Source organism: Streptomyces sp. CC224B (genome assembly GCF_030010595.1).
Lineage (GTDB): Bacteria > Actinomycetota > Actinomycetes > Streptomycetales > Streptomycetaceae > Streptomyces > Streptomyces longispororuber.
Genome location: NZ_JASCXL010000056.1, coordinates 38,448 through 63,484 on the forward strand (window position 1 = coordinate 38,448; position 25,037 = coordinate 63,484).

The window sequence follows — 25,037 nt, forward strand, 5'->3', positions numbered from 1 at the left end:
CCATGCACGACGCGTACGCCGCCCTGCTGGCCGGCCGTCCGGCCGACACCGCGACATGGTCATCGTTCTGGGACGAACTGAGCGCCGACACGCTGGAACCCGGTGAACCGGCGCAGCTCATGGCGGCCCTCTGCCAGGACACGGTCGCCCCCGAGACACTTACCTGCCTGGTGCGGTCGCTGCACGTACGCCGGACCGGGCCCGTCCGCGCCTTTCCCGGCGCGGTCAACGTGGTCGGCACGGGCGGCGGCGCATCGACGTTCAACGTCTCCACCGCCGCCGCGTTCGTCGCCGCCGCCCTCGGGACGCGGGTCATCAAGACCGGGTCGCGGGCCTACTCCAGCACATACGGCTCCATCGACCTGCTCGACCGCCTCGGCATCCCGCTCACCAAGACGTACGACGAGACGGCCGCGTCGCTGGCCCGCCACGGCATCGCCTTCGCCGGATACTTCGTGTACCCCGTCGAACTGACCGTGCTGGCCCGGCGCATCCTGCCGCTGCCCATGCGGCCCTACGGCCGACTGCTCAACACGCTGGGCCCCTTCCTGCCCGCGCTGCCCGGCACACGCCAGCTCACCGGCCTGTCGAGCCGCCGGCTCCTGCCACTGGCCCGCCGACTGGCGGAGACGGTCGACGACCGCGAGGTCTGGCTGTGCACCAACGACATCGGAGTCGACGAACTGATCAGCTTCGCCAACAACGCCGTGCACCGCGGCACCGGCAGGCCCGCCCTCCACCTCGGCCGCCGCGTCCTGAACACGGCCGCGGGCACCCTCGCGGACCTGGAACGGGTCCCCGAACCCACGCGGGTAGTCGACCACTTCCTCGACGCGGTGTCCGGGCGGCTGAGCGAGGTGGCCACCGAGACCGTCGCCCTCAACGCCGCCGCCCTGACGATCGCGGCCGGACAGGAGACGCGGTGGCGTCCCGCCATGGCCGCGGCGACGGCGGCGATGCGCGACGGCACGGTACGCGACCTCGTCAACACCGTGCGAGCCGGTGCGCCGGCACTCGCACCGCCGGTGGGCGAGGCGGTGGCCCATGGCTGACATGTTTCCGCGCCCGCCAGGTCTCGCCGTGTTCCTCAACGCCGGAGACCCGCCGTTCGACGTGCTCGACGACGTCGCCGACATGCTGGACGACCACGAGGTCGACGTCCTGGAGCTGGGTGTGCCGTTCCCCGACTCGATCAGTGACGGGCCGGTGATCCGCCGCTCCGCCGACCGGGCGCTCGCGGCCGGTACCGAGCTCGAAGACGCCCTCGCCTTCGTCGAGCGCGCCCGCGGCCGGCACCGCCACCTGCGCGTGGTCGTCCTCGCCGACTGGGCGCACACGGTCCGCCCCCGTTCGACGGCGCGGGTCGTCACGGCCATCGCCGCGTCAGGGGCGGCCGGGGCGCTGCTGCACGGGGCACCGCCCCGGGCCCGCCCGGAGTTCTACGACCGGGCCGGCGCCGCCGGGCTGCCCGTCGTCACCACGTGCTACGCCACCTCGTCCCCCGACGTCGTGGCCGAGGCGGGGGTCCACGCCTCGGCCTATGTGTACCTGGTGACGCACTACGGTCCCAGCGGCACCGGCCCTCCCCCGGACCCCGCGGCGCTCCGCGCCCCCGTCGACGCCCTGCGGGCCCTGACCGACGCGCCGATCGCCGCCGGCTTCGGGGTGCGTACGGCGGCCGACGTCGCCCGGGTGCACGCGGCCGGTGCCGACGCCGCTGTCGTCGGCAGCGCTGTCGTCGCCCGTGCCGAGGCGTCGTCGGCCAGGGGCGGCGACGTCGTCGCCGGCCTCGCCTCCCTCGTCACCGAGCTTCGACCCCACCACCGTCGCCGGTCCCCGCGACCGGTTGCCCACCTCTGAGAGGAGCCCTCCCATGATCGTGCGTGAGCTGGACAACGTGACCACCGTCGACTGGGGCAACGGACTCAGCCGCCGCTTCCTGCTGGAGTCCGACGGCCTCGGCTACTCCGTCACCGACACCACGGTGCGGGCCGGTACGAAGTCACTGCTCGAGTACCGCCACCACCTGGAGGCCTGCTACTGCATCGAGGGGACCGGCGAGGTCGTCGCCCTCGACGGCACCTCGCATCGCATCACCCCGGGCACGCTCTACGCGCTCGACGAGCACGACGCCCACTACCTCGTCGCCGACCCGGACGCCGACCTGCGCCTCGTGTGCGTGTTCTCGCCCGCCCTCAGGGGCGACGAGCGACACAGCCTCGACGCCGCCGGCACCTCCGCCTACTGAGGACGCGGCCATGCGCACCTGGAACGACGACCAACTCGCCCTGCGCGAGGGCATGGAGCGGTGGTGCCGCGATCTCGCCGCCCCTGAGGACGGGGCAGGGACCGGGTTCCCGTGGGACGCGTGGAAGCTGATCCGCTCGTCGGGGGTACTCGGCCTGCCGTTCGACCCCGCCCGGGGCGGGGCGGGCCTCGACCTGCTCACCACCATGTTCGTGCTCGAGGCGCTGGGCGAGGGGTGCCGCGACGGAGGGCTGAGCTTCTCCGTCGCCACCACCCTGTGCAGTACGGGTGTACCGCTTGAGCACTTCGGGACCGACCAGCAGAAGGACCGGTACCTGCCCCGGTTGTGCTCGGGCGAGCTCATCGGCGCCCACGCCATCAGCGAGCCCGACACGGGCTCGGACGCCCTGAGCATGCGGACGACAGCGGTCCGGGACGGCGACCACTTCGTGCTCAACGGCAGCAAGAGCTTCGTGACCAACGGCCCCGTGGCCGACGTGGTCGTCGTCTACGCCCGCACCCGGCCCGAGGGCGGGCCGCTCGGCATCACCGCCCTCCTGGTCGACACGGACACCCCCGGCTTCTCCACGGGCCGGCCCCTCAGGAAGATGGGGCTGCACTCCTCCCCGATGAGCGAGCTGTACTTCGACGACTGCCGGGTGCCTGCCGACCGGGCCGTCGGCGGCGTCGGGCGGGGGTATCTGCTCCTTGAGCACGTCATGAAGTGGGAGATCCTCTGCTCCTTCATCATCAACGTGGGGGAGATGCAGCACCGCTTCGAACGGTGCCGTGCGTACGCCCGCACCCGTACGCAGTTCGGCAGGCCGATCGGCTCGTACCAGGCGGTCTCCCACAAGCTGGTCGACATGCGCATCCGGCTCGAGACGGCGCGCCGGTGGCTCTACGACACCGCCGAGCGCCTCGTCGCCGGCCAGGACGTCACCATGGACGTGGCCATCGGCAAGCTGCTGACCAGTGAGGCGAACGTGGCCTCGGGGCTCGCGGCCATCCAGGTCTTCGGCGGCAACGGCTACATGTCGGAGTACGGCCTCGACCGCGACCTGGCCAACGCCGTGGGCAGCACCCTCTACTCGGGCACGACGGAGATCCAGTACAACCGGATCTCCTCACTCCTGGGGCTGTGACCATGCTGCTCAAGGTGTGCGGCGCCACCAGCCGCGACGACGTCGCCCTGCTCGACGCCGCGGGCGTGGACCTGATCGGCCTGTGGCACGGGGTCCCGGGCGGCCCCGCCGACCTGCCTCTCGACCGCTTCGCCGCCCTGGCGGGGGCCTGCCGCACCGCCGGGGCGGACGCGGCACGGCCGGTGGCGGAGCCGATGCTGGTCACGTTCCTGCGGGACCCGGCCGCCATCCTCGACGCCGCCCGCACCGCCGACGTGCGGTGGCTGCAACTGCACGGCTACCAGCCCCCGGGCGTGGTGGCGGCGCTCAAGCGGGAAAGGCCGGACGCCACCGTGGTCAAGGTCCTCCACGTCACCGGCGACGCCTGCGTCGAGCGCCTCCTGCTGCCCTCGTACGAGCGGGCGGGGACCGACGTGTTCCTGTTCGACGCCACGAGCGCCGAGGGGCGCGTCGGCAGCACCGGCCGGTCCCTCGACCCCGACGTGGTGCTCGGCCTGGCCGAGGCGACCGGGCAGCCGTTCCTCGTCGCCGGGGGCATCTCGGCGGCCAACCGCTCGCGCTACGAGAAGGTGGCCGCCCACCCCCGCTTCACCGGGGTCGACGTGGACACGGCGGCACGGGACGCGACGGGAGCGTTCCGCGCGGACAGTGTCCGCAGCATCCGGCAGCACTGGCGTGCCGCCGCCGACACGGAGGAGGTCGCCTGATGGCGCCACCGTTCATCGACGCCCTGCTGGGCTCCCACCGCCCCGTGATCATGGAGCTGAAGCCCCGCTCGGCCGAGGGCGAGGACCTGTTCCGCGGCCGGTCGCCGACCGAGATCGTGGCCCTCTACGAGGCCGTCGGCGCCCCCTGCCTGTCGGTCGTCACGGGCCGCTGGTTCGGGGGCCACCTCGGCCTGCTGGCCGAGGTGGCCGCGCGCACCGAAGTGCCGGTCCTGCAGAAGGACTTCATCACCGGCCCCGACCAGATCCGCGCGGCCCGTGACCTCGGCGCGTCCGCGGTGCTGCTCACGGCCGCCCTGCTGCCGCGGGTCGCGCTGGCCCGGCTGGCCGAGCACGCCCTCGCGCTCGGCCTCACCCCGTTCATCGAGGTGGCCGACCCCTCGGAGGTCGACGCCCTCCCGTCGTGCGAAGGGTGCGTGGTGGCCGTCAACAACAAGGACATCCGCACCCGCGAGCGCGGGGACGCCGACCTGGACCGCAGCCGCCGACTGCTGCCGGCCGTACGGCGCAGCGGATCGCCGTGCCCCGTCAGCGCCGGCGGCATCGACGACCCGCTGGTGGCCGCCCGGCTGCTCACCGCCGGGTACGCGGGACTGCTGGTGGGGACCCGCCTGCTGCGCGACGATCGCCTGGAGTCGTGGTGCGCGGAGCTGGACGAGACGCTTCGCGCGGCGCCCGCGCCACGCCGATCGGGCTGAGCGGCAGCTCGTCCCAGTCATCGGCGAGGGGAACGCCCAGCTCGTCGGCGGCGGCGCTCACCCGGGTGGCCAGGTCGTTGGCCTCCACATACCGCCGCACCGCGACCAGGGCACGGGAGACCCGCAGCGGCCGCTCCTGGTCGTACGGGTCGAGCTCCATGGCCAGTTCGAGCTGGTCCATCGCATCGTCCATGTCACCCGCCTCAAGAGCGGACGTCAGCACGATGTCGAGCAGGCTGAGCACCCGTCGGCGGACGGCCTCACGGCGCTGGGTGATGCGGTCGTCGTAGAGGTCGTCGGGCAGCAGTGGCCCGGTACAGGCGGCAAGGGCGACCCGCGCCCGGGAGACCCGCTCGCCGTCCTGCATGGCGGTGACGGCCCGTGCCAGGTCCTCGAACACGTGCAGGTCGACCTTGCACGAGGACAGGGACAGCATCTGTCCCGTGCGGATGACGAGCGAGCCGTAGGTGGCACGGGTGCGGGCCAGGACGTTCTTCAGGCGGCGCTGGCCGACGCCCTGCATCTCGCCCGGCCACAGCGCCTCGACCACGGTCTCGACGCGCACGGACCCGCCGGCCAGCACGAGGTGCTTCACCAATTGGCTGGCCCGGCCGGTCCCGTGCAGGACGGCATGGCCCTGGCGGACCTCGAACCCGCCCAGGACCCGCACCTCGTAGCAGCCGCCGGCGCCGGAGGCGTCGGTCACGACCGACGGGGGCAACCGGACCGCCGACCGCAGTACGCCGACCACGTGACGCTCACGGCGGTCGAGCAGATCGGGGTGGCCCAGTCCGGCCGCCCGGTCCAGGGCGACCAGCAGGCGCTGGTCGGCGACGTCGGTGCGGCCTGCGGCGTGGTGGACGTAACCCGTCAGCAGGTCGGCCTTCCAGCGCAGGCAGGGCGCTATCTCGCCGTTCTCCAGCATGCGTTCCAGGACGTCGGCGGCCTCGGGCTCGCCCCGGCGTGCGCCGATGAACGCCTCGGTCAGCGCCACGGACCCCGGGGCCTCGATGCGGTGCTCGCGGGCGGCGGCGAGCAGCCGGGCCGAGGGCGCGTCGGCCCCGACCGCGGCGCAGGCGTCGGCGGCCTCGCACAGGAACCGCAAGCCGCCGCCCTCGTGGATCATCTGGCCGAGGTGGGCCTCGGCCCGGGCCAGGTGTTCGAGCACCCCGGACATGTCGTGGTCGTTGGCCGCCACGATCAGCCGGGTCCAGGCGGCGTGGCCCGTCACCCAGTCGATGCGCAGCAGTTCGGCGAGCCGCATGGCGTCGTCGAGGATGGCGAGCGACCGCTCGGCCTCGCCGCTGAGCGCGAGCAGCCGGGCCTCCATGACCAGGCACAGCATGCGGTCGAGCTGCGTGTCGCTGGTGGCGCCGAGCCGGCGCAGCAGCACCGCGCCCTCGCCGGTCTTGCCCAGGGCGGACAGGACCTGGGTGGCGAGGGAGCGCTGGACCGCGGCGACGCGGGCGGGCTCGCCCAGCTCCCCCCAGGTGATGGCGGCCTGGCGCAGGGCGTTCTCGGCCCGGCGCAGGCTCGACTCGTCGGGCCGGTCGGCCAGGGCCGCGCCCAGGGCTTCGAGCAGGCCGGCCTGGGCGCGGGTGCCTTCGGCCGTCGCGTCGAGCAGCCGCTCCACTTCGGCGAGCACGTCGGGGTCGCGCAGCCGCGCCCGCTGGACCAGCCATTCGCTCTCGACCTCGATGGCGAGGTCGTGCTCGGTGTTCCGTTCGCGTACGACGCGCAGGGCGCGGCCGATGACCTCGCGCTCCTCGGCGAGCTGGCCGAGGTTGCGGTGGGTGCGGGCCAGGTGCAGCAGCACTTGGGGCGCGGCCTCGGCTGCGGGTCCGAGGCGGACCATCAGGTGGATGAACTCGGTCGGGCAGAGCTGGTTGACGCGCGAGGTGGGCAGCTCGGCGATGAGCGTGGCCGCCTGCTCGGCCTCGCCGCTGTCGACCAGCAGGCCGGCCGCGGCCAGCTCGGCGCCCTGGGCCACCAGCAGCGGGGCGGCCTTCTGGACGATGGCCGGGTCGAGTGGTGCGAGCGCGGCGAGCAGCTCCTTGGACTCGGCGCACAGCCGCGCCCAGCCGTCGGCGCCGACGGCGAACGGGATGCCCGCGCAGATGAGGCGCCGCAGCAGCCCCGGTTCGCCGAGGCCCTCGACGAGGCTGTCGTTGACCAGCGGGAATGCGGCGACCTGCGTGAGCAGGTAGCGGTCTGCCGGGTCGAGGTCGGCGGCGTAGTGGTCCATGAGCTGGCGGATCAGGCCGGGGTGCCGGAGCAGCCCCATGGCGGCCGTCATGCGGTCGGACTCCCGGGCGAGGCGGCGCAGGATCACGATCAGCAGCGCCACCCAGCCCCCTGACAGGTCGTGCAGGGTGGTGGCGAGCCGCCTGCCGTCCTCGTCGCCGATCTCGATCCGGGCCAGGGCCGTGGCTTCCTCCTGGGTGAGGCGCAGGTCCTGGGTGTTGAAGCGCTCGGCGGTGCCCCGGAACTCCATGGCCGCGAGCGGTGCGGGCAGCAGGCGGCTGCTGACCAGGATGCGCGCGGACGGCATGCCGTCCTGTGCCAGGTCGGCCAGCCAGGCCGCCGCCTCGTCGGTGAGCGCCTCGGCGTTGTCAACCACCAGGAGTCCTGGCCCCGTTGACGTGCTCAACAGCTCGGCGGCGCGCGCGGTGGCGCCGGTGACCGGGGTGCGCGGCCGGCCGGTGCGCCGCTCGGCCGCGTCCAGGACGGCGGACGCCAACTCGTCGGCGGTGACCGGGTGGCCGCGCGGCAGGCGCACCTCGAGGCCGTCACCGGCGCGGGCGCGGACCTGGCCGATCAGAACGGTCTTGCCGAAACCTCCGCCCGCCTCGATGAGGACCGAGTGCCGTGCGTTGAGTATGTCCCCTATAAGGCGCTGACGTGGAACCAAAGGCACTAGAGCCATGTGAGGCTCTCCCCCTCTTATGCCAAATGCCAGGTCGAACCGGCCGCATGCCTGGCTGAACCGGTCCCCCCAGCAGCAGCACAGTCGTGCCGGTTCAGGCCAACTGTACGCGCTGTCGGCTCAACTGAGCGTTTGGTCCTGCGAATCGCGTTTGGTCCTGGATCGGCCTGCGCGCCCGTTCGGGCGGCTTTCCTGGTGAGGGGGCGGGCCATGAGGCATGTGTGCCGGGTGATGCTCCGCTCGCCGGCCCGGCGGCGCGGAGCGACGGTCAACCTAGTGACGCGTCAGGGGTGTTGGTTCGTCATCGGCCGGGGAGCCGTGTGCGCACGCGGAGGGCTGGGCGCCTTGCCCCTCGGCCGGGCGGACCAGGCGTCGCAGCAGCCCGCCGAGGTGGTCGAGGACGCCGTCCTCGTGCGCGCCGCGGCGGGTTCGGCCAGTGGACGAACGACCGCGGGCCGGGGCGCCTTGGGATGACACAGAGCGGATCGGAACGGAACGACCCGCTCGTGTCGTGCCGTGGAGGCATCGGCGCCCCGGCCCCTTCCTGTCCGGTAGCGGCTGGTGGCTGCCGGCGCCGGCTACCGGCGCCGGCATGGGCTCCGCTCCGTCAGAGTCGCTCGGCCCCGGCGCGGGAGAGCCGCGGGCCGGTGTCACGGCCGCGTCCGGGCGCCGCCCGCTGCCAGGACGTGACGTGGCGGCGCCGGGCATCGCTGAGCTGCTCGTCGACCGCCTGGCGGACGACGTCGTGGCGGAACTCGTAGTTCGCGGGCCGGTCGGGGTGCTGGGAGACCGCGGCGGTGACCTCGGCGAGGATCCCGGCCCGCAACAGCGCCTCCAGCGCGTCGAGGGCCGCCAGCACGTCCAGACCGGCGGCGCCCGCCATCGTGTCGAAGCCGACGGACGAGCCGGTGACCGCCGCGACCTGGAGCAGCCGGGTGGCGTCCTGGCCGACGGCGGCCTGCTTGGCGGCCACCAGCCGGGTGACGGCGGGCGGTACCGCGCCGGAACCGGCCCGGTGCCGCAGCAGCTCCAGGAGCATGAACGGGTTTCCGCCACTGCGGGCGTACACCCGGCGGACCGGGTCGGCGGCCGGGGCGTCGGCACCGGCACCGCCTGCCAGCTTGTGTACGAGTGCCCGGGTGGCGGCGAGGTCGAGGCCGCCGAGGGCCACCTCGGTCGCGTCACCGGCGTGCTCGAACGGGAGCATCGCCTCGTCCAGGCCGGCCCGCCGGGCGGGCGTCGGCAGGTCGTCCCTCGCCGCGGCGACGAGGCACAGCCGGGTGTCGGCGGTGGCGCGCATCAGGTGCCGAAGCAGCGCCACGGTCTGCGGGTCGGCCCAGTGGGCGTCGTCGATCAGGACGGCACAGGGCTCACTCGCCGCCGCGAGCAGCAGCTCCGTCAGCGCCGCGAACAGGGCGGGCTGCTCGGGCAGTTCACCGGGCGGGCACGGCCCCCCGAGCGAGGGGAGCAGCAGCCGCAGCGCGTCCCGGGCGGCGGGACCGACGGCGTCGAGCGGGTCGTCGGGCGAGGCGGCGACGAAACTGTCCAGCGCCTCCACCAGGGGCTGGTACGGGACGGTCGAGCCCTCGTCGCACCGGCCGACCAGCAGCAGGCCGCCCCCGGCGGCCATCGCCGCCCCGGCCTCCCGCAGCAGGCGCGTCTTGCCGATCCCCGACTCGCCCGTGATCAGCACGAACTGCCGGCGGCCGCGTACGGCCCGGTCCCAGGCGCAGGCCAGCGTCGCCCGCTCGCGCCGGCGTCCCACGAACGGCACCGGCCGGTGCCGGACGGCGGCGCCACCGCCAGGCGCGGATGACGCCGACGACGGGCCGAGCAGCGCCAGGTAGGCGGCCTCGGTCTCGGGCGACGGGTCCACGCCCAGGTGCTCGGCGAGGTACCGGCGCAGCCGCTGGTACACCCGCAGAGCCTCGCCCCGGTTACCCATGGCGCCGCGCACCGCCATCAGGCAGCGGTGGACGCTCTCGCGCTCGGGAGCCCGGGCCGCCGCCTCCTCGGCGAGGAGGGCGGCCCGCCCGCGGTCCCCGGCCTCAAGCGCCGCCCGGCCGGCGATCTCCAGGGCGGTGACCAGGTACTCGGCCAGGCGCCGGCGCTGCTCGGCGACCCAGTCGCCCTCGTACTCGGACAGGAACGGGAACCGCAGCCGGTCCGCGGCCCGGGTGGCGAGCCGGGCGGCGGCGACCACGTCACCGGCGTCGAGCGCCTCTTGGGCCGCGGCCACCGCACGGGGCGCGTCCTGCACGTCGATCCGCACGCCGTCGCCCAGCGTGAGCACATAACGCCCACCCAGTTTGACCAGCGGATTCGTCGGCTCCTCCCGCAGCGGCCCCACGAACGCCCGCAGCCGGCTGACCAGCGTGCGCAGAGCCGACGCCCAGGTGGGCGGGAGGTCCCCCGGCCAGATGACGTCGGCCAGCTCGTCCCGCGTCACCCCCTCGGGACCGGCGAGCACAAGGCGTGCGAACGCCACCCGGGCCTGTGCGCTCTGGAGGTGCTGCACGGCGCCCCCGCACCGCACGGCCATCGGCCCCAGTATCTCGATCTCGACGTCCATGAAAATCCCCCTGGTAGTGCGTGTGGGAGACAGGGTCCGGCGCGGCGGTACCAGCGGAGTGCCGGAGCGGGTCCCTGGTCCGGGGGACCGTGCTGGTACCGCCGTGGTCCGCCGGGGCCGGGGACACCACCGGGCCCGGAGGCCCGCGCACCGGGCGGGTCGGCACGCCCCGCCGGGCCGGCCGCGGCCCGGGGGCTTGCGAAGCGCTTGCACCGGCCTTCGTACGGTCCGGCCAAGAGCGTTTCACGATGACCAGGAGTGAGCCATGCAGCTTCCCACGCTTCAGGTGTCCGTCGACCGTCTGATGGCCGTGAGTCAGGTCAAGGCCTTCGACCCGGACACGCCACTGACCACGTCCGGGGTCGACTCGCTCGACCTCATGGAGTGGGTCTACGACATGCAGCAGCGCTACCCGGACCTCGGGGTGGACGAGTCGGTCGTCGAACTCGTCGACGACACCGTCACCTTCCGGGGGATCCACCGGCAGCTGCTGGCCGCCCGCAACGCCGTCCCGGTCGCCTCCGCGGCCGGCGACGAGTGACCGCGGGGCCACGGATGTCGGGCATCGGCATCATCGGATGGGGCAGGTACCTGCCCGAAGGGCGGCTCACCAACGCCGAACTGGCCGACCGGTTCGGCGTCGACGAGGACTGGATCGTGCAGCGCACCGGCATCCGGGAGCGGCGGGTCGTCGGGCCGGGCGAGACCACCGCCTCGCTGGCCGTCGAGGCCGGCCAGCGGGCCCTTGAGCGCGCCGGGTTGCGGCCCGACCAGATCTCGCACCTCATCCTCGCCTCGGGCACGCCCGAGCAGCCGTCACCGGCCACGTGCGCGTTCGTCCAGAGGGAACTGGGCACCACGGGCGGCGCCCACGACGTGAACGCCGAGTGCGCCAGCTTCGCGTACGGCTTCGTGGTCGCGGCCGGGCTCATGGCGATCGACCCGCGCCCGATCCTGCTGATCGGGACCGACACCCACTCGCTCGTCGTCAACCCCGAGGACCGGGACCTGGGCGTGCTGATCGGCGACGGTGCCGGGGCGGTCGTCCTGGCTCCCCACGACCGGAGCTGGTTGCGCGGGTGGGACATGGGGTGCGACGGCACCAAGGTCGACAGCCTCAGGATCCCGGCCGGTGGCAGCAGGCTCCCGGCGAGCGAGGCGACGCTCCGCGACAAGCAGCACTACGCGCAGATCAAGGGCAACGAGATCTACCTGAACGCCGTCCGGTTCACCGTGGGCTCGGTGAGCCGGACCCTGAAGGCGGCGGACCTCACGCCCGAAGACATCGACCACCTGCTGCCGCACCAGGCCAATATGCGCATCATCGACTCGATCCTGCAGCGCAGCCGGGTGCCCCGGGACCGCTTGCTCACCAACATCGAGTACTACGGCAACACGGGCGCGGCGTCGATGCCGATCGTCCTCGCCGAAGCCCTCGACGCCGGGCGCGTCCAGCGCGGCGACCGCATTCTGTTCGCGGCGTTCGGCGCCGGCATGGTGTGGCTCACCGCGCTGATCGAGTGGGGCGCCGGCGAGCCGGTGGGGTGGGCCGCATGACCGGCTCCGCCACGGGCGTCCGCTCGCCGGCGGCGCGGCGTCCCGGGACACCGGTCGCCCTGGTGACCGGCGCGTCCGGGGGCTTCGGCGCCGCCGTCGCGGCCGAGCTGGACCGGGTCGGGTTCCGCGTCGCCCTCCACTACAACAGCGCCGCGGACGGCGCCCGCGACGTCAGCGGACGCCTCACGAACGACTCGATCGTCGTCCAGGCCGACGTGGGGAGCTGGGAGGCCGTCGGCGCCCTGCACCGCCAGGTCGTCGAGGAGCTCGGCGAGGTCGACGTCCTCGTCAGCAACGCGGCCGTCCGCAGGGACGCCCTGATGATGGGCCAGTCGCCCGAGGTGTGGAGCGAGGTCATCCGGACCAACCTGCTCGGCACCTTCCACGTGTGCCGCGCCGTGCTGCCGTCCATGGTCAAGCGGCGGTGGGGACGGATCATCAACGTGGTGTCGCCGTCGGCCCTGGTCGCCACGCCCGGCCAGACGGCGTACGCCGCCTCCAAGTCCGGGGTGATCGCGCTCACCCGCACCCTGGCCACCGAGTGCGGGCGGCGCGGAGTGACGGTGAACGCCATCTCGCCCGGGTTCATGGAGACGCGGATGACAGCGAACGCCACCGACAAGTTCCGCCAGAACCTTGCCGCCAACCTGCCGGTGCCCCGCCTGACCACCCCCGAGGAGGTCGCACCCGCCATCGGGGTCTTCCTGGACAACGACTACGTGACCGGGCAGGTGCTCAGCGTCGACGGTGGGATCTCCCTCACCTGAGGCCCCTGTGACGCCATGGGAGGACGGTATGACGGCCACCCGCGCCGCGGCCCGGCTGCTGTGCTGGGCGGGCCAGGACCCGGCAGGCGAACGCGCCGCCCGCGTCGGGGTGGCTGACGCGATACGCGCCGGGGCCCGCCCGCCCCGCCCGGTCCCGGGGCTCCTGCGCGGGGCGGTGGTCACGACGGCGGCCCAGGCCCTCGACGACCTCGCGGCCGCCCCGGTGCGCCGGGTCCCACCCGGCGGGCCCCGGCCGGTCGCCCTGCTGCTGCCCGGCCAGGGATCCCAGCACCACGGGATGGCGACCGGCCTGTACCGCGACAACCTCGTGTTCCGGGCGGCCGTCGACCGGGTCCTGCAGGCGTGGGGCGCCGAGGGCGAGGCGATCCGCGCCGACTGGCTCGGCAGCCGCGCCGACGCGGGCCTCCCGATCGACGACGCACGCCGCGCCCAGCCCCTGCTGTTCGCCGTCGACTACGGGCTCGGCCGGCTGCTCCTGAGCTGGGGCATCACACCGGCCGAGGTGCTGGGGCACAGCGCGGGCGAGGTCGTGGCGGCCACGTTGGCCGGGATGTTCACCGTCACCGAGGCCGTCGCACTGGTACGCGGCCGGGTGCGCGCCGCCGCCACGGTCCCGCCCGGCGGGATGCTCGCCGTCTCGGCGTCCGTGGACGAACTCGGCCCGTACCTGTCCGGACAGGTCGCGGTGGCGGCCGTGAACGCCGCGCGGCGGACGATGCTGGCCGGGCCGAGCGCCGAGCTGGCCGCTGTGGCGGCCCGCCTCGCTCGCGACGGGGTGCGGCTGCGGCCGGTGGCGGCCACCGCCCCGTTCCACAGCCCGGCGATGGAGCCGGCCGTCGCGGCGGCCGAGTCGGCGTTCGACGCGAGACCCCGGCCGGCCCGGTTTCCGGTCCGCTCCGGCTACACCGGGCGGCCGCTCACGGTGCGGCACGCGAGTTCCGCGCGGTTCTGGGCCCGCCAGATGGCCGACGCGGTCCACTTCGGGCCCGCACTGACCGCGCTGCTCGACGGCGGTGACCGGCTGCTCGTCGAGTGCGGTCCCGGCCGCGTCCTGTCCTCCCTCGCCCTGCGGCAGCACGCGGTCAGCACCGGGGGAAGCGCGGTGCTGACCATGCTGGGCACCCGGTCCGACCGCCGTGCGACTCTCCACGTTGCCGCGGCCCTGTGGTGCGAGGGCCACGACCTCGTGCTGGACGACTCGCCGTCAGCGGCAGCGGAGTCGCCGCGCCGGTGATCGACCGCGGGCCCGTGGAACGGGTCGGCGGGGAGGCCCGCGGTGCGAGGCGGACGCCGGGACCGCCCGGGCCACTTCGAGGCCCCGCCCCAACTCCGGCAGCAGACTCCGCGCACCCCCTCCACGGGTCGCGCGCGTGCCCAGAAGATCCGGCCATGCCACCGCGGCCGGAGCGCGGGCGCGCGGGACGGACTTGCGCTCCGCTTGCGACGGCGGGCGTACCAACGAGGCATGCATACCGAGTTCTCACGCCGGAAGGTCCTGTCAGGTCTGGTCGTCGGAGCGGGCACCGCGGTCCTGGGGTGGAACCCCAGCACCCGGGCATGGGCCACCGCTCCCGGTTCGACGTCAGGCATCCAGCAGGTACCCGACCTCGACGGCACGCTCCTCCTTCCCGCCGACCCGTCGGCGTACTCCGAGGACTTCGGCCGCCTGTTCACTCGGCGGCCCCGGGCCGTCCTGACCCCCGGCTCGGTGAGCGACATCCAGAAGGTCGTCCGCTACGCCCGCGACAACCGGATCCCGGTGGCCGTCAACGGCCAGAGCGGCACCGGTGCCGATGACCGCGAGTCGCACTCCCACCACGGGCAGGCCCTGGTCGACGGCGGCATCGCCATCGACGCCAAGCCGCTCGGCTCGATCCACGGCATCTCGCGGGGCATCGCTGACGTCGACGCGGGCGTCACCTGGTCGGCGCTGGCGCTGCGGGCGCTGGAGTCCGGCCGGACGCCGCCCGTCAACAACGACTTCGCCCACCTGTCGATCGGCGGCACGCTGAGCGTCGGCGGTCTCGGCGGCACCAGCCAGCGCTACGGCGCGCAGGCCGACCAGGTGGAGTGGCTCCAGGTGGTCACGGGCACCGGTGAACTGGTCAGATGCTCCCGGGACAACCACCGCGCGCTGTTCGAAGCCGTCCTCGTCGGTGGCGGGCAGTACGGCGTCATCGTGCGGGCCGGCGTCAAGCTGATCCCGGCGAAGACCACCGCCCGCTCGCTGGAGTTCACCTACACCGACCGGGCGGCCTTCCTGCGCGACTCGATGGCCGTCATGCGGGCCGGCGTGGTGGACGACCAGAACGGCTACGCCGAGCCCAAGCCCGGCGGCGGCTGGTCCTACCGGCTGGCACTCGGCCTCTTCCACTCGGCGCCCGACCAGCCCGACGTCGCCGCCGTGCGGGCCGTGCTCTCCCCCGAGGCGACCGCGGGGCCGACGGCCGACCTGTCGTTCCGCGACTGGCTGCTGCGGTTCGACCCGGACTGGGCGGCCCTCAAGGCCGCCGGGTTCTGGGCCGCCAGGAAGCCGTGGCTGATGATGTTCGTCGGTCCCGAGAACACCCCGGCCTACCTCGACACCGTGCTCGGAGAGCTGACGGCCACCCAGATGGGTGCCGGTCCGGTACGGATCTCGCCGATGGACGCCCGGTCGCTCACCCGGCCCAACTTCGTGCTGCCCCGCCGCCGGACGCACGAGTTCTTCGAGGTCAGCCTCATCCGGTTCCCGGCCCCGAACCACCCGGACGTCCAGGGGCTGCTCTCGCAGAACCGCCGCTTCTACGACCGGGCCGTCCGGCTCGGAGCCAAGCGCTACCTCGTCGGCGCGGTGCCCTCGATGACCCGCGGCGACTGGCGGGCCCACTACGGGTCGCGCTGGACCGAGCTGCGCGCCCTGAAGCGCCACTACGACCCGGCCACGATCCTCACGCCGGGACAGGGCATCTTCGGCTGACCCGCCGACAGCCCACCCCGCCCCTCCACCAAGGAGACCCTGCCATGCCCGCACAACGCCCGGAAGACATCTCCGGCCTCATCGCCGAGGCCTTCAACGCCAACGACCCGCAGGCCATGCTCGACCTGTACGAGCCCGACGGCATCCTCGTCACGCCGCCGGACGGCGCGCAGAAGGTGGGGCTCGACGCCGTCGCCGAGGCCCTCCAGCCGATGTTCGCGGCCATCTCGGCGGCGGCCATCACGATGACCAGCGTCCTGCGGAGCGGCGACATCGCCATGACGCACGCCGACTGGCACCTCGTGGGGAAGAACGAGGACGGCGAGCCGGTCGACCTCACCGGCAAGGGCACCGTGGTGTCCCGCCGGCAGCCGGACGGCACGTGGCGGATCGTCTTCGACGACCCGGTCGGGGCCTGACGGTTCCGCGGGGCCTGAAGGAGACGACATGCCACAGCGGTTCAGCGTCCGCGTACAGACGCGGGGCTACGAACTCGATCAGCAGGGCCACCTCAACCAGGCGGTGTACATGCAGTACGCGGAGCACGCCCGCTGGCGGTTCCTGCACGCCGCCGGCCTCACCCCGGACGTCCTGGGCGCGGCCGGCATCGGACCGGTGCTGCTCAAGGCCACCGTCCGGTTCCAGCGCGAGCTGCGGGCCGGTGACGAGGTCGACGTGGGCTGCGCCATCAACGGGGGGCGGGGCAAGCTCGTCGAACTCACGCAGCCCTTCCACACCCCCGAGGGAGTGCCGGTGGCCCGGATCGAGGGCGTGATCGGCGTGCTCGACCTGGCCACGCGCCGCCTGCTCCCGGACCCGCGCGCCCTCCTGCACAAGCTGGCCCCGCGGCCCGACGTGCTCGGCCCCAACCCCTGAGCGAGCCCGGGTGAGGCCCGACGTCCCGACGCCGGGAACGGCTCTCGGTGCACGCCCCGCGATGCGCGGGCGCCCGCGACCATTCCCGGCGCCGGGCCGCCGACCGGGCGGCCCCGCCGGAAGCGGCGCGCGGGCGACGGCGCCCAGCGGGTCCCGGCCGCCCGGCCCGCGACGTCATCGCCCCCCCGGCCCGCGACACCGCCGTCACCGGCACCCGGCCCCCGGCACCCGGCACGAAAGGAACGCAGCATGAGACACCTACAGACCGGCACGCTGCTGGCCGCGACCCTCTCCACCGGGCTGATGGCCGGACTGTTCGCGGCCTTCTCCTACGCGGTCATGCCCGGCCTGGCCCGGTCGTCCGACCGCACGCTCATCGAGACGATGCAGACCATCAACATGGCCATTCTCAACCCGGTCTTCGTCCTCCCCTTCATCGGTTCGCTTCCCCTCCTCGGCCTGGCCGTCGTGCTGGCCCGCAGAGGAGAGGGCCGGCCCGCGCTGTCCTGGCTGACCGCCGCACTCGTCCTGTACGGCGTGGCGTTCCTGGTCACCCTCGTCGGCAACGCCCCGTTGAACGTGCAACTCGCCGACGCGGGCGACCCGGACGACATCAAGGACCTGGCGGCGGTCCGCGCGGACTTCGAGACCAAGTGGGTGATCTGGAACGCCGTCCGCGCCCTCCTGCACACCGCCGCGTTCGCCTGCCTGCTCTGGTCCCTCATCGTGTACGGAGCCCACCGCCTCCAGGAGACAGGCAACACATCGGCGCGGCCGCCCGCCCCGATGTCCATGACCATCTGATCCGCCCTCCGACGCCGGGGGGCGACGAACCGTCTTCGCATCAACACGGAAATCAGGACGGGTCCCCGTACTGGAGACCGCGACCGTTGGTGCCGATGTAGACGCGGCCATAGGTATCGGGATCGCCGGTCACGACGCCCTGGCTGCCGATGGCGCCCCACTGGTGGGCCTTGTCGTTGACGCGGGTCCAGGTGGCGCCCTTGTCGGTGGAGCGGAAGACGACGGTGACGCCCTTGACCGTGCCGATCAGGTACAGCGTCTGGTACGCGGCGCGCGGCGCGGCCTTGCCGAACCCGACCGCCGAGGCGGACGTCACCGAGGTGAGCCGGGTGAAGGTGCCGCCACCGTCCGTGGAGTGGAGCAGGCCCTTGCCGCCGCCCGCGATCCACAGGTCGCCGGCCCGGCCCGGGAGGGCCTTGAGGCGGCCGTCGGCGGGCAGGCCCGTCGCGCGGGCGGTGAAGGTCGCGCCGCCGTCGGTGCTGGCGTAGAGGGTGCCGCCGGTCAGGGAGTAGAAGGCGCGGGCGGTGGAGCGGTCGGCGACGACCTCTGCCCCCGTGCCGAGCCCCCGTACCTTCATCCAGGTCGCTCCCTTGTCCGTCGAGCGGTACGGGGGCTGCCCGGACTGGGTCCACACCAGCGTGGAGCCGTCCGCCGCGAGGGCGATACGGCCGCTGTGGGCATCGGCCACCGGTTCGGCGGCGAAGCCGCGCCAGGTGACGCCGCCGTCGGTGGAGTAGGCGCCGTCCTGCTTACCCGTGCCGACCCGCGCCATCACCGACGGCTTCGACGCGGCGTAGTCGATGTCGGTGCTGTTGCTCATCAGCGGGTTCTTCATCCGCCCGGACGGCACCCGCGTCAGGTCGGTGTGGCGGAATCCGCCCTGGTCGCCCATGGCTGTCAGGACGGTCGCTCCGCCGGGCGGGGCGATGGCGTCGAGGATCGCCGTCTCCTCAAGTCCCTTGGCCCCCACGCTCCAGTGGCTCGTTCCGGCGTCGGCGTCCTCGCTCCGCCAGATCCCGTTGCCGGTGCCGTACAGCACGTGCCCGGAGTCGAACGGGTCGATCGCGAGGGCCGTCATCCAGTGACCGGTGTGGGTGCCGACGTAGGGCGCGCCGGATGCGTCCCGTACGGACTTTCCGGAGAGGGCCTTCCAGGTCGCACCGCCGTCCGTGGTGCGGTAGATCTCGTCCTCGGGGTACCAGCGGCCCAGCGTCGTGACCATCACCGTGGACGGCTTGCGCGGGTCGACCGCGAGCCCCGAGAAGCCGTACGAGCCCTGCGAGGGGGATATGTCCTTCCAACCCCCGCCGCTCGGCGTGTACTTCCGGACCGAGCCGCCGGTGACGCCGTTGGGCCCGAGGTTGTCGGTGTACGTCACATACAGCGTGCCGTCGCCCGTGACGACACCGTGCTGCGGCAGCTGGCCGGTCGGCTGCCCGGCGACCGGCTGCCAGGTGGCACCACCGTCGGTCGACCGGTAGAGGGATCTGGACCTGTCGGCGACACCGACGTACACGGTGCCGCTGCCCTTCGGCCCGTACGTCACGAACGAAATACCAGCACCGCTGCCCGCCCCGTCCTTGACCGGGAAGGACTCGACCTGCCGCCAGGTCGCGCCATAGTCGGTGGACCGCCACAGCCCGTTCTTACGGGAGCCGAGGAGCAGGTTTGAGTGGTCCGACGGGTCGACGACGAGGCGTTCGCCTGCGCCACGGCCGTCCTCGTTGCCGCCGAGCTTGAAGGGCAGCTCGGTGCGCTTGAAGGTGCGGCCGCGGTCGGTGGAGCGGAGGATCGCGCCGTTGCCCGCCCAGTCGTTGGTGTACGTGCCCGCGCCGAGGTAGAGCCGGTCGGGGTCGACGGGGTCGGTGGCGAGGGAGTCGATGCCGAGCAGGTTCCAGTCCTTCTCGCCGAGCCAGTCGGTGAGCGGGGTCCACTTCTCGGCGCGGGTGTCCCAGCGGTACGCGCCGCCCATGTCGGTGCGGGCGTACAGCAGACCCCGCTCACGCTGGTTGAAGACGAGGCCGGAGACGTAACCGCCGCCGACGACCTGCGCGTTCTGCCACTTGTACGGTGCTGTCGCGGACGTCGGGGCCTTCGCGGCCTGGGAGTCGTCCTGCGTGAGGAGCAGGTACGGCACGGCCGCGGCGGGCACCGCGAGCAGCAGGGCGACGGCGCCCCGGCGGCGACGGTGCAGACCGCGCCGCCGGGAGTTCGTGCGGGTGGGAGGTGAGGTGTTCATGGAGGGGACTTGTGCTCCTAGTACGTGATGGGCTGTGCGCGGAATTGCTCAGCGCTTCAGGGTCAGAACGCCCGGCCGGTACGGCAGCGCGTCGTAGGGGGCGTCCGACTTCGGGTCCTTGCCCTGGTAGAGCAGCTGGAGGTGGCACGGGTCGACGGTCATGGTCTGGTCCGGGTTGGAGCGGATCAGGTCACCGTGGCTGATGTCGTTGGTCCAGGTCGCCCCGCTGTTGGCCTTGCCCGCGAAGGGGTTGGACTCGGTGGCGGCCTGCGGGGTCCACGTACCGTTCAGGCTGGTCGCCGTGAAGGAGCGGAAGTAGCGGTTCTCGTTGGCACCCCGCGCCTCGACGATCATCAGGTACTGGTTCTGGCCCTGGACCTTGTAGACCTGCGGTGCCTCGAAGAGGTGCTTGACCGTGTCGCTCATGACCGTCGTGTACGACGAGCCGAAGTTGCCGGGGAAGTTCCCGATCGGCATGGACGCCCGGTAGATCTTGCCGTTGTCACCGGCGAAGAAGAGGTACATGTTCCGGTCGTCGCCGATCAGCGTCTGGTCGATCGGACCGGTCTTGGAGTCGGGCAGGCTGCCGGTGAACAGGGGCCGCGGCGCGGACCAGCCGTTGGGGTCGGCCGGGTCGGCGGAGGTGCGGTAGCTGAAGGGCGAAGCCCCCCACTGGTACGTCAGCACCCAGATGTTCTTCGGCGCGAAGTAGAAGAGGGTGGGCGCGACCGCGTTCTGGTTCATCTTCGTCTGCGGGGCGGTCCCCATGCCGGGCCAGTCGGTGAACGGGGCGAACGCCATCGAGCCGTACGAGGTGCCTGTCGACATCGACCCGTAGACGAGGTGCTTGCCCTTGTACGGGACGTGGGTGAAGTCCTTCAGCGAGGCCCAGCCGTGGGCGGGCTGCGCGAGGGCGCCGGTCGAGCTCCACTTGTACGTGGACGGCAGCGCGCACGTGCCACCGGCCGACCCGGAGGGGGCGGTCCACTTCTGGTTGCCGACGCCGGCGCAGGTGTGCAGCTGGATCTTGGTGCCGTTGGACGTGCCCGCGCCGACCGCGTCCACGCACTTGCCGGACTGGACGCCGGAGATCGAGCCGTTGGTGTTGACGTTCCACTGCTGGTTCGTGCCGCCGTTGCAGTCCCAGATGACGACCTCGGTGCCGTTCGCCGTGCCCTTCGCCTTCGCGTCCAGGCACTTGTCGCCGAACACCTTCAGCTGCTTGCCGGTGGTGTACGTCCAGCTCTGGTTCGACTTCCCGTCGCAGTCCGTCAGCTGTACGCGAGTGCCGTTGTCCCTCGCCGAGTCGGGGACGTCGATGCAGCGGCCGGAGGCCACGCCCTTGATCTGGCCGGTGCCGTCGCCCGGGTCGGCCGGGGTCGTACCCGATCCCGACCCGGCGTCGAACGCTTCCTTGACGGCGTCGTACGCGGGCTTCGGCTTGCCGGCCGCGTCGAAGAGCAGCGGTTTCTCGTCCGCGCGCCACGAGTCGCTGTCGCGGACGCCCCACACCGTGATGCCGGTGCAACGCCGCACGCCGAGGCAGGCGTTGACCGCACTCGCGTAGTGCCGGGGGGACGCCTGGGCGATGTCCAGTTCGGTGATCTGCACGTCGACGCCGAGGGCGGCGAAGCTGTCGAGGGTCTTCTTGAAACTGGCCGGCGGGCCGCCCGCCCCGAAGTGGCTCTGGAAGCCGACGCAGTCGATGGGGACACCGCGCGCCTTGAAGTCCTTGACCAGGCGGTACACGCCCTGGGTCTTGGCGGCCGGCCAGTCCTCGATGTTGTAGTCGTTGTAGCAGAGCTTCGCGGCCGGGTCGGCCGCGCGGGCGGTGCGGAACGCCTCCTCGATGAAGCCGCCGCCGAGCACCTTCTTGAACACCGACTCGCGCAGCGCACCGCTGGGGCCGTCCTGGAAGGCCTCGTTGACGACGTCCCAGGCGTAGATCTTGCCCTTGTAGCGGCCCATCGTGGTCTTGATGTGGTGGTTCGTGACGCTGCGCAGCGTGGTCGGGTCGTTGATCGCCTTCACCCAGTCCGGCAGCTGCGCGTGCCATACCGTGGTGTGGCCGCGCAGCCGCTGGCCGCGCTCCAGGGCCCGGTTGACGATCCTGTCGGCGGCCGTGAACCGGAAGGTGCCGCGGGACGGCTCGACCGCGTCCCACTTCATCTCGTTCTCCGGGGTGATCATGTTGAACTCCCGGTCGGCGATCGACGTGTACGTCGCGTCGCTCAGCCGCCCCGCGGCTATCGCCGTGCCGAAGTACCGGCCCGACGAGGATGCCTCGGCCTCCAGGCTCGCGGCCCCGGCGGAGTTGGGGAGCAACGTCACGACACCGGTCACCAGTGCCGAGGCTGTCAGTCCGATCGCCGGCGCCCGGCGGGGCCGGCGGAGGCGGTGCAGACCTTTGCGGGGTTCGTCGGTGTGTCTGGTCATGGGGAGTGGCCTTCTTCAGGGGACAGATCAGCGGGGGACGCCTGTGAGGGGCACCCCTGAAGAGGAGGCCGGGGAGGGTGGGACGGCGTAACGGAAAACGCGCGCGCCCGCGCGGTGACGAATCTCGCGGCAGAAAAACGTAATGCGGGGCGCGGTTCCGCAGTCAGCGGGTCCCCGCGCTCACGCCAGCGGCGCGCGGACGACGAAAGAGGCCTGGCCGGTGAAGGTACGCGTGCCGTTGAAGCCGTCGAGGCGGATCGATCCGTCGCGGGGGCGCAGGGCGGAGCCCGGGTAGTTGTGCGCGTACAGGGTCACCGATCCGTCGACCGTCCCGGGGCGCGGGCAGAAGGTGGCGTCCTCCCGGAACAACCGGCTGCCGTCGTCGGCGCTCAGGCGCAGCCGCAGATAGTGGTGGCGCAGATACCGGCCGTCGGCCGCCCGGAACGTGACACACCGGCTGTCCGCGAGCCCCTTGCTGACGGTGAAGGTGGCCGCATCACCGCCGAGCGTCGCGAAGTCGCCGTCGTACGCGAGGAACTGACCGGGCCGGTCCACGGATTCGAGGGACCGCACACCCAGCGGAACCACGGCCGGACCCGACGCCGCCCCCGACAGCGTGGCCGACGGCGACGGGGTGGCGGACGGAGTCGAGGTGGCCGAGGTGGCCGACGGAGCCGGGGAGGTCGACGGCGACGGGGTGGCCGCCGGAGCCGGGGTGGTCGCACCGGCCGTCGGCGCGGCGGCGACACCGGGCGCCCGGCGCTCCGGTTCGGGCCAGGCGACGTACGTGGCGGTCCCGGTGACGAGCACCGCGCCGGTGGCCAGGGCCGCGATCGGATGGGCGGTCACCGCGTGGAGCTTGCCGAGCAGAGCACCGCCCCCTGCCGCCGTGCCCGTGGCGCTCGCGGTCGCTGCGGTCGTCACCGCCGTCACCGTCGTACTCGACAGCAGGCCCTTCGCGACCAGCGCCCCGAGGAGCGCCGCCGGAACGGCCAGCGGCGCGAGGCCGGACAAGAGCAACTCGGCCGGTACCCGCTCGGCCGCCGTCGCCGTACAGGTCGCGCAGTCGCGCGTGTGCCGGGCGATCCGCTTGCGCCACACGGACGTTCGCGCACCGTCCCAGCCGGAGACGGTCGCGCTCAGGCCCGGGCAGCGCGGGTCGGCCGCCAGCGCGGCGACGATCGTCCGGCTCAGTTCCAACTGCTCGCGCATGCGCTGCAGGCGGACCCCGGTGTGGGAGACGCCGAGGCCTGTCGCGTCGGCGATGTCCTGGCGGCTGAGCAGCCCGGCGCACTCCTGCCACCACAGCGAGAGGAGCACCCGGTGTTCCGGGTCGAGCCAACGGCTGGCTTCGACCGCCTGTCGGCGCTCGTCCGACATGCGCAGCCGCAGGATCGTCGTGTCCTCCAGGGGGGCGGCGGCGTCCGGCACCGGGAGCGCCTCGTCGAGGAGCGTGGTCCGGTCGGCGCGTGTGCGCTGCCGCTGCCAGTACGTGTTGACCTGCCGGAGCGTGATCGACACCAGCCACGAACGGAAGCTCTCCGGGGCCCGCAGGGCGGGCAGGTCGCGTACCGCGCGCAGCAGCGTCTCCTGGACCACGTCGTCCACGTCGGCATGGCCGCTCAGCGCCCGTCCGACGATGTTGTACAACAAGGGCAGATACGCGGAGACGAGCTCCTCGCGCGCCCGCTCGTCACCGCGCTGGGCCGCGACGACCAGCCTCACGTGATGCGCGTCCATGAGCCCCAGTCCCATCTCTTCAGGGGGTGATCCGCCGAGTACGGCGGATCACCCTAACCGTGAGGACCAGGACGTCATCCCCAGGGGTGACGATCACGCCACGCGCGCATCAGTTGCCACACCGGCAATTCCGTTCTCTGCCGGTCTCGCGTCCGTCAGCCCTCGCGTCCCGCATCCGCGACGCGCTTACCGTCGTTCTCCACGCTCCCGCTCCCGCTCCCGGGAAGGACGACCGTCGCCGGAACTCAGGCTCTGTGCGGGCAGGACCGTCCGGATCACCTCGTAGTTCGAGGCATGGACGACGGCGGTCTGCTGCCCCATCATCGGGCAGACGTTCATGGCCTCTTCCCAGTGACGGGTGGACTCCCATTCCGCCACGTTGACCAGCGAGAATGTGCTGCCCGGAACGATCGTGCGGAACATGTACGTCCGGAGGAAACCGGGCTGCGCCGCCATCACCTCCGCGGCATCCTGCCATGCGGCGAGATACGCGGCCTCCTTCTCCTCATCGACCTCGATCGGAATGATCACGACGTGGCGATTCTCCATCTGCTGCTTCCTCCAGTGTGTCGACTGCCGACATGCCGCTCGATCCCGACGAACTCCCGCTGAACGAGGGCACGGCCGAGGCCTGGAACCAGCGGCTGCCGGTGGTGAGCCGGAACCGTCTGGACGCAGCCTGCACACTCGTGTCCGCCGCCGACGAACCTTCTTGCCGGACCAGCAAGATGGACGGCGCGAACCTGGCCGTCAGCCGATCGACGGACCATCGCCGACGGCGAAGTACCGGGCCGCCTTTGCCGGTCCAGCACGGCCCTGTGCCGCAATCACCGACACCGGGCCTAGGCAGCTCGCGCTGCACACGTGAAAGCTGCCCCTTGTCTCCCGGGTCGCCCGGGAAACAAGGGGCAGCTGACCCATACCTGACGCCTCATCAGAAGGCGCGCCGTCCATGCGTCATGGGCCGCCCATACTCTTACGTGCGTCACGTGCGTCGCTGGTACGTCAGGACATCACCCGTAACGCCCACGGGGCACATGGTGTACACCAGACGAAGCCGCACGTCAGCGCCCCTTCGCGAGCGGCTCCAGAATCGCCACGGATTCCACATGCTGCGTCATCGGAAAGATGTCGGTCTGAGGGAGTCGTAGAAAAGAACAGATCAGAGCAGCTTTCTCGGCTCACCGCGCAGCGTGAGGGCACCCAGAGTGTCAAACGAGCGTCACGGCCGACAGCCCGTCCCGCCTACTAGGGCCTGTCTGGCAAAGGATCTTGGGTGGGTTCTCTGAGCCAGAGGATGAGTGAGGCGAGGTGGACGCCGGCCT

Annotated in this window: 19 protein-coding genes; 14 read left to right on the plus strand and 5 right to left on the minus strand. The window is 72.7% G+C overall.

What is annotated here, in order from left to right:
• The first annotated feature begins 2 nt into the window (after positions 1–2).
• From QK440_RS22395 to QK440_RS22420, 6 genes are read left to right on the plus strand one after another with little or no spacing between them, the layout of a single operon-like run.
• The gene (locus QK440_RS22395; RefSeq protein WP_282794955.1) at positions 3–1,052 is read left to right on the plus strand and encodes a hypothetical protein; all 1,050 of its coding nucleotides are present in this window, start codon (positions 3–5) and stop codon (positions 1,050–1,052) included.
• Positions 1,045–1,860, plus strand: a complete 816-nt coding sequence (gene trpA, locus QK440_RS22400) for a tryptophan synthase subunit alpha (RefSeq protein ID WP_282794956.1) — start codon at positions 1,045–1,047, stop codon at positions 1,858–1,860. Before QK440_RS22395 ends, trpA begins: the two co-directional genes overlap by 8 nt.
• Positions 1,861–1,873: 13 nt before the next feature.
• Entirely contained in the window at positions 1,874–2,248 is a 375-nt protein-coding gene (locus QK440_RS22405; protein WP_282794957.1) for an ectoine synthase, read from the plus strand.
• A 10-nt stretch (positions 2,249–2,258) separates the two neighbouring features.
• The gene (locus QK440_RS22410; protein WP_282794958.1) at positions 2,259–3,392 is read left to right on the plus strand and encodes an acyl-CoA dehydrogenase family protein; all 1,134 of its coding nucleotides are present in this window, start codon (positions 2,259–2,261) and stop codon (positions 3,390–3,392) included.
• Positions 3,393–3,394: 2 nt separating this feature from the next.
• Entirely contained in the window at positions 3,395–4,099 is a 705-nt protein-coding gene (locus QK440_RS22415) for an N-(5'-phosphoribosyl)anthranilate isomerase (RefSeq protein ID WP_282794975.1), read from the plus strand.
• On the plus strand, positions 4,099–4,815 hold the full coding sequence (locus tag QK440_RS22420; protein WP_282794959.1) for an indole-3-glycerol-phosphate synthase: 717 nt from the start codon (positions 4,099–4,101) through the stop codon (positions 4,813–4,815). Before QK440_RS22415 ends, QK440_RS22420 begins: the two co-directional genes overlap by 1 nt.
• A 3,533-nt stretch (positions 4,816–8,348) precedes the next feature.
• Here the strand turns inward: QK440_RS22420 and QK440_RS22425 are convergent.
• Entirely contained in the window at positions 8,349–10,313 is a 1,965-nt protein-coding gene (locus QK440_RS22425) for an AAA family ATPase (protein WP_282794960.1), read from the minus strand.
• A gap of 265 nt (positions 10,314–10,578) precedes the next feature.
• Here QK440_RS22425 and QK440_RS22430 point away from each other — a divergent pair, with 265 nt between their 5' ends.
• The 8 genes from QK440_RS22430 (at position 10,579) to QK440_RS22465 (ending at position 17,297) form a co-directional block, all read left to right on the plus strand.
• Positions 10,579–10,854, plus strand: coding sequence for a phosphopantetheine-binding protein (locus QK440_RS22430; protein WP_282794961.1), 276 nt, complete (start codon positions 10,579–10,581; stop codon positions 10,852–10,854).
• Positions 10,855–10,868: 14 nt separating this feature from the next.
• The gene (locus QK440_RS22435; protein WP_282794962.1) at positions 10,869–11,870 is read left to right on the plus strand and encodes a ketoacyl-ACP synthase III; all 1,002 of its coding nucleotides are present in this window, start codon (positions 10,869–10,871) and stop codon (positions 11,868–11,870) included.
• The gene (locus QK440_RS22440; RefSeq protein WP_282794963.1) at positions 11,867–12,637 is read left to right on the plus strand and encodes a 3-oxoacyl-ACP reductase family protein; all 771 of its coding nucleotides are present in this window, start codon (positions 11,867–11,869) and stop codon (positions 12,635–12,637) included. Before QK440_RS22435 ends, QK440_RS22440 begins: the two co-directional genes overlap by 4 nt.
• Before the next feature lie 28 nt (positions 12,638–12,665).
• Positions 12,666–13,892 carry an acyltransferase domain-containing protein gene (locus QK440_RS22445; protein ID WP_282794964.1) on the plus strand — a complete coding sequence of 409 codons (1,227 nt, stop codon included), beginning with the start codon at positions 12,666–12,668 and terminating at the stop codon, positions 13,890–13,892.
• A 231-nt stretch (positions 13,893–14,123) separates the two neighbouring features.
• Complete coding sequence (locus QK440_RS22450) at positions 14,124–15,617, plus strand: FAD-binding protein (RefSeq protein ID WP_282794965.1); 1,494 nt, start codon at positions 14,124–14,126, stop codon at positions 15,615–15,617.
• Between the two features lie 44 nt (positions 15,618–15,661).
• Complete coding sequence (locus tag QK440_RS22455) at positions 15,662–16,036, plus strand: SgcJ/EcaC family oxidoreductase (RefSeq protein ID WP_282794966.1); 375 nt, start codon at positions 15,662–15,664, stop codon at positions 16,034–16,036.
• A gap of 28 nt (positions 16,037–16,064) precedes the next feature.
• The gene (locus tag QK440_RS22460; RefSeq protein ID WP_282794967.1) at positions 16,065–16,493 is read left to right on the plus strand and encodes an acyl-CoA thioesterase; all 429 of its coding nucleotides are present in this window, start codon (positions 16,065–16,067) and stop codon (positions 16,491–16,493) included.
• A gap of 249 nt (positions 16,494–16,742) precedes the next feature.
• A complete protein-coding gene (locus tag QK440_RS22465; RefSeq protein WP_282794968.1) occupies positions 16,743–17,297 on the plus strand; it encodes an anthrone oxygenase family protein in 555 nt (184 codons plus the stop codon).
• Positions 17,298–17,349: 52 nt separating this feature from the next.
• Here the strand turns inward: QK440_RS22465 and QK440_RS22470 are convergent, their stop codons facing one another.
• From QK440_RS22470 to QK440_RS22485, 4 genes are all read right to left on the minus strand, one after another.
• Complete coding sequence (locus tag QK440_RS22470) at positions 17,350–19,536, minus strand: carbohydrate-binding protein (protein WP_282794969.1); 2,187 nt, start codon at positions 19,534–19,536, stop codon at positions 17,350–17,352.
• Between the two features lie 48 nt (positions 19,537–19,584).
• Positions 19,585–21,972, minus strand: coding sequence for a non-reducing end alpha-L-arabinofuranosidase family hydrolase (locus QK440_RS22475; protein WP_282794970.1), 2,388 nt, complete (start codon positions 21,970–21,972; stop codon positions 19,585–19,587).
• Positions 21,973–22,152: 180 nt separating this feature from the next.
• Positions 22,153–23,712 (minus strand): sigma-70 family RNA polymerase sigma factor, encoded by a 1,560-nt coding sequence (locus QK440_RS22480; RefSeq protein WP_282794971.1) that lies wholly within the window; start codon positions 23,710–23,712, stop codon positions 22,153–22,155.
• 186 nt (positions 23,713–23,898) lie between these two features.
• Complete coding sequence (locus tag QK440_RS22485; protein WP_282794972.1) at positions 23,899–24,261, minus strand: antibiotic biosynthesis monooxygenase family protein; 363 nt, start codon at positions 24,259–24,261, stop codon at positions 23,899–23,901.
• Positions 24,262–25,037 lie beyond the last annotated feature (776 nt).